A 13071-nucleotide genomic window follows, 5' to 3' on the forward strand; every position below is an offset into this window, starting at 1 on the left:
GATCGCCGGGACAAATCACTGGCAGATTATTCCCAAAAAGAGCCTGACACGCGGCGCACTCTACTACCTGGAACTCAACACGGAGAGCGACCGCTGGCACACCATCTTCCGTGTTATGCAGTGATCTCGTGCCCGAAGAACGAGTCTTCCGGCTTAAGAGGGCTACGGCTGCCTTCGCAGCCAGAAGTATCTACTGGGCACGAAGGTGCCCGTCGCACTCTTAAGCCGAGACCCTCGTGGTTACGGCTAAATCGTGTGATGCAGTGAGTCGCAAGCTATACTGGAGCTATGCTTGCGCTGGCGAAACTTTACACGACAATTGTCTATTTCTATCCCGGTGCGACGGAGCGCTGGTTTGAGGCGACCGAAAAGCTCCTCCCCGAATTGCTCACACAGCCCACGCCAGAGAAACTAGGTGAGTGGCTGGCGGCTCTGGGGGACTCGGAGAGCCGAGTGCTGGTGGAGAAGAGTCGCCGTGCCGAGATCATTCCGGGCTACAGTGGCACAACGGGCGAGGGCTTGCCCCTGCTGACCCTCCCCGATGTGGAGTTTTTGCGAGAGCCGCAGGGGGAGCAGCTACTAGCAATATTTCTGAGCGATGCCTCGCGTGCTCGTGGAGCGATTCTGGATCTCACGGCGACGCAACCTGTGGGGCGTGTTGCCACGGAGCGCTTTGTCACTCTGACGGAGGCAATTGCGGAGCCTACGCTCTGGCAGCGGGTTCACTATGGGAAAGTTCCGGAGGCGGAGAGTGCGACCGGTGGGTTTCGCACGGGCTGGCTAGAGCGCGATGCCCAACGAAACCTCCGTCGCTGGCCGCCCACCGCGTTTCTGGTCACGCGTTACACCCCACTTCCCCCGTTTGCCCTGGCATTGGTTCAGCTAGGATACGGCGCTCTCTTTTTTGTGGGGGAGGGAGAGCTTCCCGAAATCCCGCTAACCGTGACTCTCACTCTGGACGCCCGAACCCGTGTGCGTGTTCGCACGGGCCTGACTGCACAGCCAATTCCTGTCCGCTGCTCAGATACTGTCGTGGCACGGAATGCGGCGCAAGAGTGGATGCAAAAGCCAGTTGCACAGGCCCTGCGTGCGCCTGAGCTAGCCTCCTATAAACTTCCTCCCCCGCCACAAACACGGCTCCACGCAGCGCTTCGGCTCTGGGGGACTCTCTGGCTTCTCCACCCCGAGCGTGAGAAACTCCGCCCGGAGCTGGAGCGCGCCCTACCAGGATTTCTTAGCGAAGTGCGTGCTGCCACAACCGCTCTGGCGTTTCATAAAGCCGTGCGCAAGCTCCTACGACGCACGGGCGATGGCCACGCCGTGACATTAACCCCCTTAGATGGCTTGCTCTTTGGAACCGCCGCCGCTGCGGTGCGGCTCCGGACGATTGAAGGGAAAACCACCATCGTCGCGCTCCGTCACCCGGCGGCAGAAGCAGGCGGAGCGAGAGTGGGGGACGTGATCACAGCGGTGGATGGTACGCCGATTGCAGCCCGTCGGGCACAGCTTGATCCCTATCTGGCGGCGGGAACCCCGCAGGCGCGGGAGAACTACCTGAGTAACCGGCTGCTGGCGGGCGACGAAGGCAGCATGGCGCGACTCACCCTGGAAGGGGGCAAGACCGCCGCCGTTCCCCGCCTGCAAACCGAGAACAACGAGCGGGGGGGCGATCTGGTTCGGGTACTGGCAGGCGGCGCAGTCTACGCGGATCTCGACCGGCTGAAAGGGGCAGATATCGAGCCACTCTTTGCACGCTTTGGCAACACTCCCGCGCTGATCTTCGACCTGCGTGGCTACGTGGACGATGGCGTGGCCTGGGAGCTAGCTCCGCATCTGTCGCGGGTGGACCAAGCCGTGGCCGCGAAGTTTATCCGGCCCGTGGCGTTATCGCCCGAGGGGGATGCACTTTCGGGAAGGGGGATGGAAGAGGTTTTCTACCAGCATCTTCCGGCGCGTGGACGACGCAGGCCTTACACGGGGAAGCTCATCGTGCTCGTGGACGAGCGCACGCAGAGCCAGTCGGAGCACACGGCGCTGTTTCTCATTGCCTGTGGGGCACTTCTCATCGGCTCGCCCACGGCAGGAGCTGTCGGGGATGTCACCAACCTGGCCCTCTCCGATGGCATCGTCGCACGGTTCTCCGGTCAGGATGTGCGCTTTCCCGATGGTCGTAAAGTGGCAGGCGTAGGAATCGTGCCCCAAAAGCTCGTGCGGCCCACCCGGAGAGGTCTCCAGGCAGGCCGCGACGAAGTGCTAGAAGCCGCGCTAAAGGTTATTATTTAACGCGTGTCATGGGCTGACCTTGCCCAATGGTGAGGCTCTCTCCCTCAAGCTTAAAGGTCTCCGAAGCTTTTCGCTTATCAGCGGGGATCATGGTTAAGATCGCGGGAGGATTTCCCGTGGTCAGGTTGGTGCTGAGCTTATCGCCCTCCACGGCCCAGGTACCGCTCAAGGTCACCTGACCGACGACTGGTGCTGTTGCGGAGACCGTCATCTGGCCGCCGTCCTTGAACTCAAAGGTGGCCGGAATATTGTTGTAGTTCCCTGACCACTTGCCCACAGGAGTGGGTTTCTTGCAGCCCACAGTGAGAATAAGGGCAGGTAAGACGAGCATCGCTGCTAAGTTTCCGAATTTCATAGACTTTCTCCTAGCCGCCTGTGGCGACTTTGACAAGGGTAGGGCGGAGCACTTTATTGCCTAGCATGTAGCCACGCTGTAGCTCCTCAACAATCGTATTTTCGGGCTGATCACTCTCTTCGGTGCTGAGAATCGCATCGTGCAAGTTTGGGTCGAAAGGGGTGCCGGGGCCGCCTGAGATCACCTGGACGCCTTCGCTGACCATTGCCTCACCAAACTGCTTGTAGACCGCGTTGACTCCCATCACTAGTTTTTCGTAGTCCTTGGTCTGGGAGGCGGCGATCAGGGCACGCTCGAAGTTATCTAGGATGGGCAGGAGCTTGGTGATGGTTTCTTCGATGAGGTAGGCTTTAAGCCCCTCACGCTCTTCTTCCGTGCGGCGCTTCAGGTTTTGGAAATCGGCACGGGCACGCAAAAAATCGGTCCGGGCGGCTTCCAGCTCCCCTGTCAGGCTTTCCACCTGAGCTTGCAGAGTGGGAACATCTTGGGTCAACGTTGCCGTGGCGCTATCGGCATCAAACTCTTCCCCGGAAGTCGGGGTGGCGCTATCGTCTGTCATGGCGTCTCCGTCAGAATTTTTGCCTCGTTTAAAACGGGAAAACACAGCCCCTAGTTTACCGTATTTTTTCGCCGTAGGAGATAGAGCAAAAACGAGCCAAGCCCTGCGAACCTATAGCCGGGGTCAATGTAGTGCTCGATCACGTAAAATGCGAAGTAGTAGAGGCGGCAAAACGACCACAGTGCAATCGCCAGAAGGGCCGCCAGCCGCACTGACGGAAACTCCACCAGGATGCCCGCTACCGACCCGCACCCCGCCAGTAAAAACAGCCCGGCCTTGAGATACATCAGCCGAGGATCTTTTAAATCGCCCATACACAAGAGACGCTGCAAAGCGGGTTTTCGGTGCGGTGTGTGAGCGCCCGGTTTATTCTTGAATACCTACAGTGGCGAGACCTCTAAGATAAGCTGGGGCTTGCCATCGGGGCCGTTGACGACGTGCTTGCCGTAGCCCGTGAACTCCCCAGAGCGTCGTACCGTTTTCCAGGCACCGTGTGAATCCAGAAGATATTTCCCTATCTGGTGGTCGCTGGGAGTGCGCTCACCGCCAGGTGTCGCTTGGAACCAATAGATCTTGGGAGTGGTGGTACGTGCTGGAATCAGAGGCATTAGCTCCTGAGCCTGAGCCCATTGGCCGTTCTCAAGAGGCTGGTTTTTGGAAACAAAGCCTCGGATATAGTTGGGATGGCGTGGGTCGGTGTTAAGGGTCATGGTCACCCGTGCATGGCCCAGCATTTTCCAGGCGAATCCCTGCGACTCAAGATCCTTTACCTTGTCATCTGGATCTCGCATAACGGTTCTTTGCTCGGTCCAGACGACGAGACCAGGCATCTGGAGTCCGCCGAGAAAGCTATTCTGTGACGAGTCCATCGAGATCGTGGATGAGTTTTGGTAGAGCTCTACCATCCGCTGAAGAACTTCTTCTTTTTGCTTACGGTAGCGCTGGTCTTCCTGTAGCTTCCGTTCCTCCGCAGGAGTGAAGCGGAGCAAGTAGATCGTTGCAATAAGGCCGCCTTTTGCGTTGCGTAGTTCCCGTTTTTGTCCGGTCTTCAAGGTGAAGGGAGCCACTGAAGTCCATTGTGTCGTTGTTGGAATGGTGACTTTGACAGTGTTTGTGCTGCCATCACCATCTAGAAATAAGGTGTTCCTTTCCTGAACTTGATCTATCGTCTGGCCGGAGGGAACAACGACGATCTTACCTCGTGCCTTGCCATTGATGATGATCGATGAAAGTCCTTCAGGAAAGAACTGCCAGGCTTCTGGGTACTCGTGGTAGGTGCTGTGTGGGCGAGAGCGGGTGAAAAGTGTGCCACCAACGGCGCAGAAAGCGGCGGTGGCAGTGACGAGAATCATTCGGGCTTGCATGGGTTTTCCTTTGAGTTTCAGGCGAGTTCGGGTCGGAATGCTTGAGGGAGCGTGGAGAGCTCGCAGGGATATCCAGAGCGTCTCCAGGCGTTTTTTTTCCTTTCGACACGGGGCACAGTGGGCTAGGTGGAGCCGTACTTGGAGAGCCCGCCAGGGCGAGAGCTCGTGGTGTACCAGGTCGAGCAAATCAGATTGTAGGCGCTCGTGAGAGTTCATTTTGTTTTCGTCTCCTCCGAGAGGATAGTGCGCAACGTCTTCACCGCCGAATGGACACGCCACTTGAGCGTCCCCACAGGCTCCCTCAGAATCGCCGCCGCCTCTTTGTAGGTGCGCCCCTCGATTGCCGTGAGCTCCAACACGCGCCGCTCGGCTTCGGAAAGCTTTGCGAGGGCGCTTTTGAGCGTGAGCGAGTCAATGAGCTGAGGCGTGGCATCGGGTAGGTTCTGGGCGTCGTCTTTCAGTTGCTCCGTCTGGTGACGGGAGCGCTGGCGGTCTCTCAGCCGTCGCCGTGCGATCCCGAGCAGATAGGGCAGAGGAGCCGCGTCGTTGCGAAACGCATCTTGCTGGTGGTAGGCCGCCAGAAGGGTCTCTTGTGCGACATCCTCCGCCTCCGCCGTGTCGGGAGTGCGGCGACTGAGATAACCGACAAGTTTTGCGCGAAGCGGTGCGAACCGTCGCTCAAACTCCGTGGGCTTCTCGTGAGATTTCATGGTGCGTTGCGGAAACATAGGCTGTCTCACTAAAGATTAGCAGTGAGAAGTGCAAAAGGTTGGGATTTTCGCGAATCATTTTTTCTTCATGATTGTATGGCAAACTGGAGCCAGGAGAGGTTGATAACAATGAAACGACAGTTTTTAGCGATAACGGCACTCGCGCTCTGTGGCGCAGTGGCATTTGCTCAAGGAGGCTTTGGTGGCCGCGGGGGTGGCCAGGGTGGTGAGCGTGGCGGTGGTGGCTTTGGCGGCGGGCGTGGTGGCGGCATGATGCGCATGAACCCGGTGATGAAGGCGCTCGATAAAGACGGCAACGGTGAGCTTTCCGCAGCGGAGATCGCGGGGGCGGCAGCGGCGCTAAAGACGCTGGATAAGAACAAAGACGGCAAGCTGACCGAGGACGAGCTACGCCCCCCGATGCCTCCTGGGGGCTTTGGCGGCCCTGGTGGTGCGCGTGGTGGCCCCGGCGGAATGATGGGTGGCCCTCCCGACCCGTCGCAGATGGTCAATATGCTCATGGCCAACGACAAGAATAAAGATGGCAAGCTGAGCAAAGAGGAGCTTCCCGAGCGCATGCAGGGGATCATGGGCCGTGCCGATACCAACAAGGACGGCAAGCTGACCCGCGACGAGCTAACCAAGTTCGCCTCTAGCATGGGGGGGCCAGGAGGCCCCGGCGGTCTTGGTGGACCTCCTCGCTAAGCTAAAGCGGGTCAGCGCTCGTTCTTGGAGCTTTCACCACGAACAGATCCTGGGAACGTCGCTGGCCCTCCGTTTTCGTGCCTCGTCGCAGGCGGTAGCAAGGCAGGCGGAGCAAGTGGCCCTCGCCGAGATTCAGCGCCTGGAGAAGCTCTTCAGCAGCTACAATCCTGATAGTGAGCTGCGCCGCTGGCAGGGAACCGCCACGCTTTCCCCCGAGCTTTCCGAGCTGCTGTTTGCCTGTGAGCGCTGGACAGAGAAAACCGACGGCGCGTTCCATCCCGGCGTCACGGCAGGGCTTGCGCCGCTCTGGCAGCACGAGAGTGACGGCAGGTTCACGCGCCTTAGCGAGCTTTCTTTTACTCTCAATGCCATTGCCAAAGGCGAGATCGTGGATCGGGTCTGCGCTACGGTGCTGGCCTGCTCCGAGAGTCTCTTCGAGGTGATCGTCAATATTGGCGGCGATCTCTGCGTCCGGGGCGAGCGCTCTGTTGAAGCCACGGTCGCGGGGGAAGCCGAAAATAGCCCGCCCCTCTCTCGGGTGTGGCTGTGTAACCAAGCGCTGGCGACCAGCGGGAGCGCTCGGCGTGGCCTGCACCTGCACGACCCCCGCACGGGGCAGCCCGTGACGCATGTTGTCAGTGCCTCGGTGATTGCGCCAAGTGCTCGCGTCGCCGATGTGCTGGCGACGGCGTTTTGTGTGCTCACAAAAGAGGAGAGTCTTGCTCTGGCGGAGAACGAAGAGGGCGTTGCGTGTCTGCTCGTGACGGTAGCGGGAGAGATCGTGCGTAGCCCTCGCTGGGCAGATTGGGAAAAATAGAATGCAAAAGAAACCATGGGACAGTAGCCTGGAGCTGCTGATTAACTTCGAGATCAACAACCCTGGTCAAGGGGGGTATCGTCGTCCGTACGTAGCAGTCTGGATTGAGGATAAAGAGGGCAGCCCGGTGCGCACGCTGGAGCTCTGGTTCCAGCAGGGTGGGCGCGGGATGCGCTGGCTACGTGATCTGCGTGCCTGGGTGCGTGGCGAGAACATGCGCAAGTTAGTAGACGGCGGCGATCTGGCGGCAACTTCGTCGAGCCCCACCCGCCAGCCGGGTAAGTACAGTGTGGCCTGGGACGGCAAAGATGATAAGAAAAAGCCGGTGGCTCAGGGCGAGTACTTTATCTGTATAGAGGCCGCTCGTGAGCACGGCACCTACCAGCTCATTCGAAAGAACTTTCCGCTTACCAATAAGCCGTTAAAAGCCGACTTGGGCGGCAATATCGAGATAAAGAGCGCGGATATTGAGCTCCGAAAGAAGAGATAAAACGCCACGTCCGCTCCGGCTTCGTGTCCACTCCGGGATTCGCTGGCTCCATACCTATCTCTCGCTCCTGAGCCTGCTCATGGTGCTGTTTTTTAGTGTCACGGGCCTGACGCTCAACCACGCGGACTGGATCGTGGGGAGCTTGCGCCAGAGCGAGAAAACGGGCCAGATCCCGGCAGAGTGGCTAAGTGGAGCGGAGCCCAAAAAGCTAGAGATCGTCGAGAAGCTCCGTAGCGAGTTTGGCGTGCGCGGAGCCGTCGAGGAGTTTCGGATAGACGAGCGGGAGTGCACGGTCGCTTTCAAAGGCCCCGGCTACTCCGCCGATGCGTTTATCACAAGGCCCACGGGCGAGCTGAAGCTTACTGTTGCCGAGGAGGGCTCGCTGGCCGCGCTGAACGACCTGCACAAGGGCCGCCATACCAATAAAAGCTGGTCGTGGCTGATTGACATCTCCGCAATCCTCCTGACGCTTATCTCGCTCACGGGTTTAGGGCTCTTGTTCTACCTCAAGCGCATCCGCACCGCCGGCCTGCTGGTCGTGGTCGCGGGAGCCGTCTTACTTATCGTCTTCGCCCGCCTGACTCTGGGCTAAGTTTCTCTTGAACCAACCTCGAACCCACCCGACTTCGTTCGTCCCTCACTACGCCACCCTCCCTCAGGGCAGGGAGGGTTTGGGAGGATTTTCCAGCCCCTTTCCCTCTCCCCCTTCCTTCGTAGAGGGAAGGGGGGCGGGGGGATGGGTTCCAAAGCGCTGTAAAAACGCGATCACGGCCTCGGGGTGGGTGGCAGGCAGCACATGCCCGCCGCCCTCAATCACGACATCGGGCCGGACTAGCTCAATCGGAAACGTCTGATCCCGGTCGCCGTGGAGCTGAAACGTCTGCACCCGCGCCGCCTCGCTACTGAGCTCCCAGCCCCGAATCGCCGAGATCGCCCACGCCTCGAAGTCATTGCGAGCGCGTGGAACTTCGGTGCGCTGGGGCAGCTCACTTGGATCGCGCACCGTCGAGATCAGCACGCAGAACTCCAGCCCCAGCACCCCCGCCACTTCATGGGCCACCATGCCCCCAAACGACGTTCCGCCCAGCACCAGCGGCCCCAGTGGGCGTAGCGTCTCTGCCACACGCCGCGCATAGCCCACCAGAGACTCCTCCGCAAGCGGCGCGATCCACTCCGGCGTGATGATCTCTGGAAACGCAGGCCGAATCCAGTCATAGAGCCGAGGCTTCCCATTCATGCCCGGTAGGAGAACCAGTGGTTTCATAAAATTTCCCCTCCGCCCGATAACGGACGGAGGGATCCCCGGAGGAGGGCTACCGGATCACTTTGCCCTTGACATCCAAAAACCACGAGGCGCACAGGTCGTTGCCGAAGGTCTTCCAGTCATCGAGCATCCAGACGACTTTCTTGTCGCGGGTGACCTCGATGATCTGCGGATTCTCCGGGCCGGAGTGGGTGTTGCCAAAGGCAACGTTGCCGTTGGGGAGCACCTGAACTGCGGTGACCCAGCAGAGGCGGATCGGGCGGCCATCGGGGCGCTTGAGCTCGTCGCGCTCGATGCTCCAGACCACTTTGCCTTCTTTGTTCACCTCAAAGACCCGGTTGTTATTGCCGCCCCCAATCATCGTGTTGCCGTTCTTGAGGCGCAGCGCATTGAAGACCGAGACCCCGTGGCCGTCGTGGCCGCCCGTGGCGGGCTGGTTGTTGAGATCGAGCTTGTACTCCCAGACGATCTTGCCCGTGTCGTTGTACTCCCGGACAAGGCCCATGCCCTCGTGGGCGACTAAGTAGTTGCCACTGTCCAGCTTGCGGACGCGGCGGGTATCGCGGTGGGAATCGGGCGCTTCCACGGTCAGCGGCACTTCTTTGACGATCTTGCCGTCTTTGTCTACTTCGATAATGCGCTTGTTGCCCGTCTCTGCGATCATGGTCAGGCCGTTTTTAAGGCGCTGGTAGCCATGGATCTCGATCCGTCCGGTGTAGGGAGCCACCGGCTTGCTCTCCCACTGCCAGACCACTTGCTTATCCTTTGTCATCTCGACGATCTTAGCGGGACCGAGGTGAATCAAGAAGTTGCCATTGGGGAGCACTGAGAGATCATGCGAGTTAAAGCGGCACTCCACTTCCCACTCGACCTCGCCCTTCGCGTTTAGGACAACCACGCGGCCCTTGTCTTGGGCAATGAGCTTGTGGGTGACAGGCTTCTGAGCGAAGGCGGGCGCGACAGTCGCGGCAAACAGTGCCGCTAATAGATACCGACGGGTGATGTTTTCCATGCCTACTAGGTTCGCCAAGCCAGCAGAGAATCCTTCTTAGCCATGGCTCAGTGTGATGACACGATCCCCAATCTGAATCACGACACTTCCCCCTTGGAGCTGGTAGGAACCAAGCAGGTAGAGGCCATTGGCTTCGCAGAAAGCGATCTTGCCGTTGCTGGCTGCCCAGAGGCCATTCGTGCGCTCGACCGTATCGCCAGAGTCAAGCGAGACACCTTGGCCAATCGCTATGGTGCGAGACCAGTGGCTCTCCACAAAGCGCCCGTCGCCGCCTAGCTGGTAGGTGGTACTGCTATCCGTGACGCTCGATGCTTGCTGACGTCCCACAGCATCGCGCGCATCTCGGGACTTTGTGGCAGTCGTGCCCTTCCAGTTTCCCAAGAGGCGGCTATCCCGCTCAGGAGCGCTCGCACTCACGGTAGCGAGAGAATTTTGCAGGGCGGCCTCCCGGGGAGCGATCTTTGCCTTGAGTCCGACTGCAAGAACTGCCGCAATCCGTCCCTTGGGCTCCGAGAAGAGGCAGCGGACGTAGAGAGTAGCGCCACTTCCATTACTGCCCTGAAAGGTGAGGCCGTTGCTATCTTGGCCCGTACGCTGGAAAGTCACTCCCTTGCCGAGGATGAGGCCGCTATTAAGCACCTGTTCCATGAACTGCCCGAGGCGGGGGTCGGTCTTGCTTGAGATTCCATTGGCCTCCCCGACAAGCAGGAGATAGACCTCGTCGCCATCTAGCTTGGTAGTGCCTGGAGGGAGAAGCGCCATCAGGGGGCCGCTGGGCTGAGTTTTCCAGCCCTTGGGCAGCCCGATCCGTAGACCCGCTGGATGAGTATAGTCACTGCCTTGCGCGGCAGGAGGCGTCGGGGTGGGCTTTGTTGTATGAGGCTCTGCTGCACGAGGCTTACTGGGAGTCGGTGGTGGGGCATCTGGAATACCTCCGGTACGGCTGAGGCTCATCATCTCTTCTTCCGTACCAAACTTCATCACAAACTCAATCCCCGCTCCCTTGCGGCGAATCTCAAAGGGGAGGTTGATGCCCTGGTAGGTGAACTTACCACTGAGTGTCTTTCCGTCAGGCGCGACGGTTCCTGAGAGGGTAGCCGTGGAGGAGCCGTCGTGGAAGGTTCCAGTGACGCCACCGTTGCTATCTTGTTTCAAGGTTACCTTGACGTTACCACCATCGTGTTTGCCCGTGTAGTCGCCAGAGAAGCTCTGGAAGTGTGTTGGCGCCGCGACGATGCGAGCGGGGATGGGGAGAAGGAGAGGCATGAGAAATATCCTTTCAAGCGGGGTGTTGGATGAGTTGTTAGTAGCCCTTCCATGTACCGCCACCGCTGCCGACCATGACGCGCACTTCGAAGGTGTGCTTCCACCAGCCGGTGCGCAGGTCCTCAGCGTTGGGGCCTGGGGCATTGGACGAGAGATAGACCGCGCTTCGGTACTCGCCGCCTGCGAGGCGTGCTGCCGAGACAACAAAGCCGATCTTTACCGACGCGCCCGGTGGCAGAACCAGCGGCAGCGTGGTGGGGCGGACATTGAGCCAGGCATGCTGGGTGGCGACCATCCGAATCAGAAGGGTCGCGTCGCCGTCGTTCTTGGCTTCAATTGCCATAAGTCCACCACCACCCTGAGGCACCAGCGGACGGTCGGGCTGGCTACAGACCAGCTTGGCGATTCCCTTGGTGGGAGCGGGGGTGTTTTGCTCCGTGAGGGCGGGAGCAATAGTCTTAGGAAGCTCCCCAAAGAGCGGCGGAGGAAGCCCTGGCTGTCCTGGTGTCTGGGAGGCAATCGTGGCGACGGCGGTTGCGTTTTGGCGCGGCAAGGGGGCTGTCGCTAGCTTCTCTAGCCCGGAGAGAACTTCTCTCAGTCCGGAGAGGGTCTCGCACCGCAGGGTGATTCCTTCTACGCGGCTGCGCACAGTGGGGTTGGCAAACGAGCCGGTCGTGGGCAGGAGCGCCGCGATCAGCTTGGCGGTTGCCTGAATGTCGTTCTCCGTGGTCAGCGCCCCATTGTAGATAGAGCGATGGTGGGGAGCGGCAGGATCAGTGGCCCCAAAGTCGGTGAGCATGACTGCACCATCATCGGCAACTAAGATATTCTCGTAGGAAATCCCACCGTGAGGAAGCTGCCGGCTGTGGGCGTACTCCAGCGCATCTAAAACGGGTAAGAGGAGCCGCCTGAGGGTCTCTAAGTCGGGCCGCCCGCCTTGTGCCGAGAGCCGCTGGCGCAGGTTCTTGCCCCGCGCGACATCACGCACCACATAGAGCTGGTTTTCATCCAGGAACCAGCGCCGGGTCTTGGCAATCGCGGGATGCTCCAGTGTCAGAGCCTCCGTGAGCCGCGAACGGTTTGTCACGGACGCGAGCCGCTTCACCAGCACCGGGCGCTGCATCAGGGGATCGCGTGCCAGCCAGACCGTACTGCCGGGAGTCGGAGTCTCCACAGTACTGGGGCTCTCAAACATGCTTAGAATGGTGTTCTCTGCCATAAGAAAAATATCGCTCTATTATACGGCTAGCTTAGAGCCAAGCTATAGAGAACACCGTTGGTGGCGGTGAGAAATATTGCACCATCGGCGAGGGCAGGCGCGGCGATAATCTGGGAGCCGACGGTGCCCGTCTCGTAGATGCGTTCTGTGGTCTTTCCCGGTGTTGCGCCGTAGATATCGCCATCGGTGACACCAAAGATCAGCGAGCCGCCCATCACCACGGGCGACGAGCGCACGGGGCGGCGTGTCGGGTAGCGGCGTACGGCACGCCCCATCGCCGCGCTGACCAGGTGGATACCGTCCTCAGCGGGCACGTAGAGTAGGCTCCCATCACAAGCCGGTGTGCCAGAGAGCGCCGTGTTGGTGACTTCCACCTGCCAGAGCTCTTTGCCGGTCTGGAGCTCGTGCGCAAAGATCTTGCCGGACTCCGTGGCAGAGTAGACACTGTTGTCAAAGGCAACCGGGGCCGCCTGGAACTTTCCAAGGCCATGGGAGCGCCAGAGCACTGTGCCCGTCTCTAGCTCAATACACGTGAGCGTTCCACTATCATCGTGCACCAGAATCTTCCCGTTAATGAACGCAGGGGCTGTCATCACTGGGCCCTCCAGTGGTGTGATACAGATCCCATCCCCACGCTCGACGGCCACTTGGGCCAGAGCTCCCCCATCGGGGGTGACAAGGGGCACGAGAAGCGGTGAGCCGGGCGTAGAGGGCACGGCGGCTCCATAGACCTTGCCCTCCAGAGTGCGCTCCCAGAGACGAGTGCCACGCAGCACATCCATGCAGACCAGCAGGCCCTCGACCGTGGCGGCGTAGAGCTTGCCCTCGTTGATCGTCACCCCGCCGCGCTCGGGGTAGACGGGGTCCGCGATGGGATACGGGTCCCAGAGAGGAGCACCCGTATCGCTCTGAAAGGCGAAGATATGGGCATCCCCTTCGGTGGTGGCGGCGGTCGAGGCGACGAGGCCGTACGCGGCGACGGGAGCGCTCCAGTAGAGGACTTGCTCGCGACGAGCAGGTGGCACCG

15 protein-coding genes and 1 pseudogene are annotated in these 13071 nt (G+C 60.0%); 5 read left to right on the forward strand and 11 right to left on the reverse strand.

The features are described from left to right. The first annotated feature begins 288 nt into the window (after positions 1–288). Complete coding sequence (locus RMO15_RS00530) at positions 289–2283, forward strand: S41 family peptidase (RefSeq protein WP_309706860.1); 1995 nt, start codon at positions 289–291, stop codon at positions 2281–2283. Here the strand turns inward: RMO15_RS00530 and RMO15_RS00535 are convergent. The 6 genes and pseudogenes from RMO15_RS00535 to RMO15_RS00555 form a co-directional block, all read right to left on the reverse strand. After that, positions 2276–2638, reverse strand: a complete 363-nt coding sequence (locus tag RMO15_RS00535; protein ID WP_309706861.1) for a hypothetical protein — start codon at positions 2636–2638, stop codon at positions 2276–2278. The genes RMO15_RS00530 and RMO15_RS00535 overlap by 8 nt on opposite strands. A gap of 10 nt (positions 2639–2648) precedes the next feature. Beyond that, positions 2649–3197, reverse strand: coding sequence for a nucleotide exchange factor GrpE (gene grpE / locus RMO15_RS00540; protein WP_309706862.1), 549 nt, complete (start codon positions 3195–3197; stop codon positions 2649–2651). A gap of 50 nt (positions 3198–3247) precedes the next feature. Continuing rightward, positions 3248–3511, reverse strand: coding sequence for a hypothetical protein (locus RMO15_RS00545; protein WP_309706864.1), 264 nt, complete (start codon positions 3509–3511; stop codon positions 3248–3250). A 66-nt stretch (positions 3512–3577) separates the two neighbouring features. Further along, positions 3578–4561: a hypothetical protein gene (locus RMO15_RS00550; RefSeq protein WP_309706866.1), complete on the reverse strand. Its 984-nt coding sequence runs from the start codon at positions 4559–4561 to the stop codon at positions 3578–3580. Positions 4562–4675: 114 nt separating this feature from the next. After that, positions 4676–4777, reverse strand: a pseudogene (locus RMO15_RS33110) (hypothetical protein); the annotation flags it as partial. Next, positions 4774–5271, reverse strand: a complete 498-nt coding sequence (locus tag RMO15_RS00555) for an RNA polymerase sigma factor (RefSeq protein WP_309706868.1) — start codon at positions 5269–5271, stop codon at positions 4774–4776. The gene RMO15_RS00555 and the pseudogene RMO15_RS33110, both read right to left, overlap by 4 nt. A 129-nt stretch (positions 5272–5400) precedes the next feature. Between RMO15_RS00555 and RMO15_RS00560 the strand changes: the two genes are divergently transcribed. Genes RMO15_RS00560 through RMO15_RS00575 form a run of 4 tightly spaced genes read left to right on the forward strand, consistent with a single transcriptional unit; the run spans position 5401 to position 7875 of the window. Then, the gene (locus RMO15_RS00560; RefSeq protein WP_309706869.1) at positions 5401–5976 is read left to right on the forward strand and encodes an EF-hand domain-containing protein; all 576 of its coding nucleotides are present in this window, start codon (positions 5401–5403) and stop codon (positions 5974–5976) included. Next, entirely contained in the window at positions 5960–6793 is an 834-nt protein-coding gene (locus RMO15_RS00565) for an FAD:protein FMN transferase (RefSeq protein ID WP_309706884.1), read from the forward strand. The genes RMO15_RS00560 and RMO15_RS00565 overlap by 17 nt, the downstream gene beginning before the upstream one ends. 1 nt (position 6794) lies before the next feature. Next, entirely contained in the window at positions 6795–7283 is a 489-nt protein-coding gene (locus RMO15_RS00570; protein WP_309706871.1) for a DUF2271 domain-containing protein, read from the forward strand. After that, positions 7261–7875 carry a PepSY-associated TM helix domain-containing protein gene (locus tag RMO15_RS00575; RefSeq protein ID WP_309706873.1) on the forward strand — a complete coding sequence of 205 codons (615 nt, stop codon included), beginning with the start codon at positions 7261–7263 and terminating at the stop codon, positions 7873–7875. Before RMO15_RS00570 ends, RMO15_RS00575 begins: the two co-directional genes overlap by 23 nt. Positions 7876–7938: 63 nt before the next feature. Here the strand turns inward: RMO15_RS00575 and RMO15_RS00580 are convergent, their stop codons facing one another. From RMO15_RS00580 to RMO15_RS00600, 5 genes are all read right to left on the reverse strand, one after another. Further along, the gene (locus RMO15_RS00580) at positions 7939–8547 is read right to left on the reverse strand and encodes an alpha/beta fold hydrolase (protein ID WP_309706875.1); all 609 of its coding nucleotides are present in this window, start codon (positions 8545–8547) and stop codon (positions 7939–7941) included. A 49-nt stretch (positions 8548–8596) separates the two neighbouring features. Further along, the gene (locus RMO15_RS00585; RefSeq protein ID WP_309706877.1) at positions 8597–9559 is read right to left on the reverse strand and encodes a PQQ-binding-like beta-propeller repeat protein; all 963 of its coding nucleotides are present in this window, start codon (positions 9557–9559) and stop codon (positions 8597–8599) included. A gap of 36 nt (positions 9560–9595) precedes the next feature. Beyond that, positions 9596–10825: a hypothetical protein gene (locus RMO15_RS00590; protein ID WP_309706879.1), complete on the reverse strand. Its 1230-nt coding sequence runs from the start codon at positions 10823–10825 to the stop codon at positions 9596–9598. Between the two features lie 37 nt (positions 10826–10862). Further along, positions 10863–12044: a protein kinase gene (locus tag RMO15_RS00595; protein WP_309706880.1), complete on the reverse strand. Its 1182-nt coding sequence runs from the start codon at positions 12042–12044 to the stop codon at positions 10863–10865. 26 nt (positions 12045–12070) lie between these two features. Beyond that, positions 12071–13071, reverse strand: a 1001-nt coding sequence (locus RMO15_RS00600; protein WP_309706882.1) for a PQQ-binding-like beta-propeller repeat protein, incomplete at its 5' end; no start/stop codon positions are given.

The sequence above is a fragment of the Armatimonas sp. genome (assembly GCF_031410135.1).
In the GTDB taxonomy this organism is placed as follows: Bacteria; Armatimonadota; Armatimonadia; order Armatimonadales; family Armatimonadaceae; genus Armatimonas.

Bases quoted from the DNA above. Each gene is read 5' to 3' on its own strand.
- RMO15_RS00585 (WP_309706877.1), bottom strand. From the start codon at position 9,559: ATGGAAAACATCACCCGTCGGTATCTATTAGCGGCACTGTTTGCCGCG.
- RMO15_RS00560 (WP_309706869.1), top strand. From the start codon at position 5,401: ATGAAACGACAGTTTTTAGCGATAACGGCACTCGCGCTCTGTGGCGCA.
- RMO15_RS00570 (WP_309706871.1), top strand. From the start codon at position 6,795: ATGCAAAAGAAACCATGGGACAGTAGCCTGGAGCTGCTGATTAACTTC.
- RMO15_RS00590 (WP_309706879.1), bottom strand. From the start codon at position 10,825: ATGCCTCTCCTTCTCCCCATCCCCGCTCGCATCGTCGCGGCGCCAACA.
- RMO15_RS00535 (WP_309706861.1), bottom strand. From the start codon at position 2,638: ATGAAATTCGGAAACTTAGCAGCGATGCTCGTCTTACCTGCCCTTATT.
- RMO15_RS00555 (WP_309706868.1), bottom strand. From the start codon at position 5,271: ATGAAATCTCACGAGAAGCCCACGGAGTTTGAGCGACGGTTCGCACCG.
- RMO15_RS00545 (WP_309706864.1), bottom strand. From the start codon at position 3,511: ATGGGCGATTTAAAAGATCCTCGGCTGATGTATCTCAAGGCCGGGCTG.
- RMO15_RS00550 (WP_309706866.1), bottom strand. From the start codon at position 4,561: ATGCAAGCCCGAATGATTCTCGTCACTGCCACCGCCGCTTTCTGCGCC.
- RMO15_RS00530 (WP_309706860.1), top strand. From the start codon at position 289: ATGCTTGCGCTGGCGAAACTTTACACGACAATTGTCTATTTCTATCCC.
- RMO15_RS00580 (WP_309706875.1), bottom strand. From the start codon at position 8,547: ATGAAACCACTGGTTCTCCTACCGGGCATGAATGGGAAGCCTCGGCTC.
- RMO15_RS00595 (WP_309706880.1), bottom strand. From the start codon at position 12,044: ATGGCAGAGAACACCATTCTAAGCATGTTTGAGAGCCCCAGTACTGTG.
- grpE (WP_309706862.1), bottom strand. From the start codon at position 3,197: ATGACAGACGATAGCGCCACCCCGACTTCCGGGGAAGAGTTTGATGCC.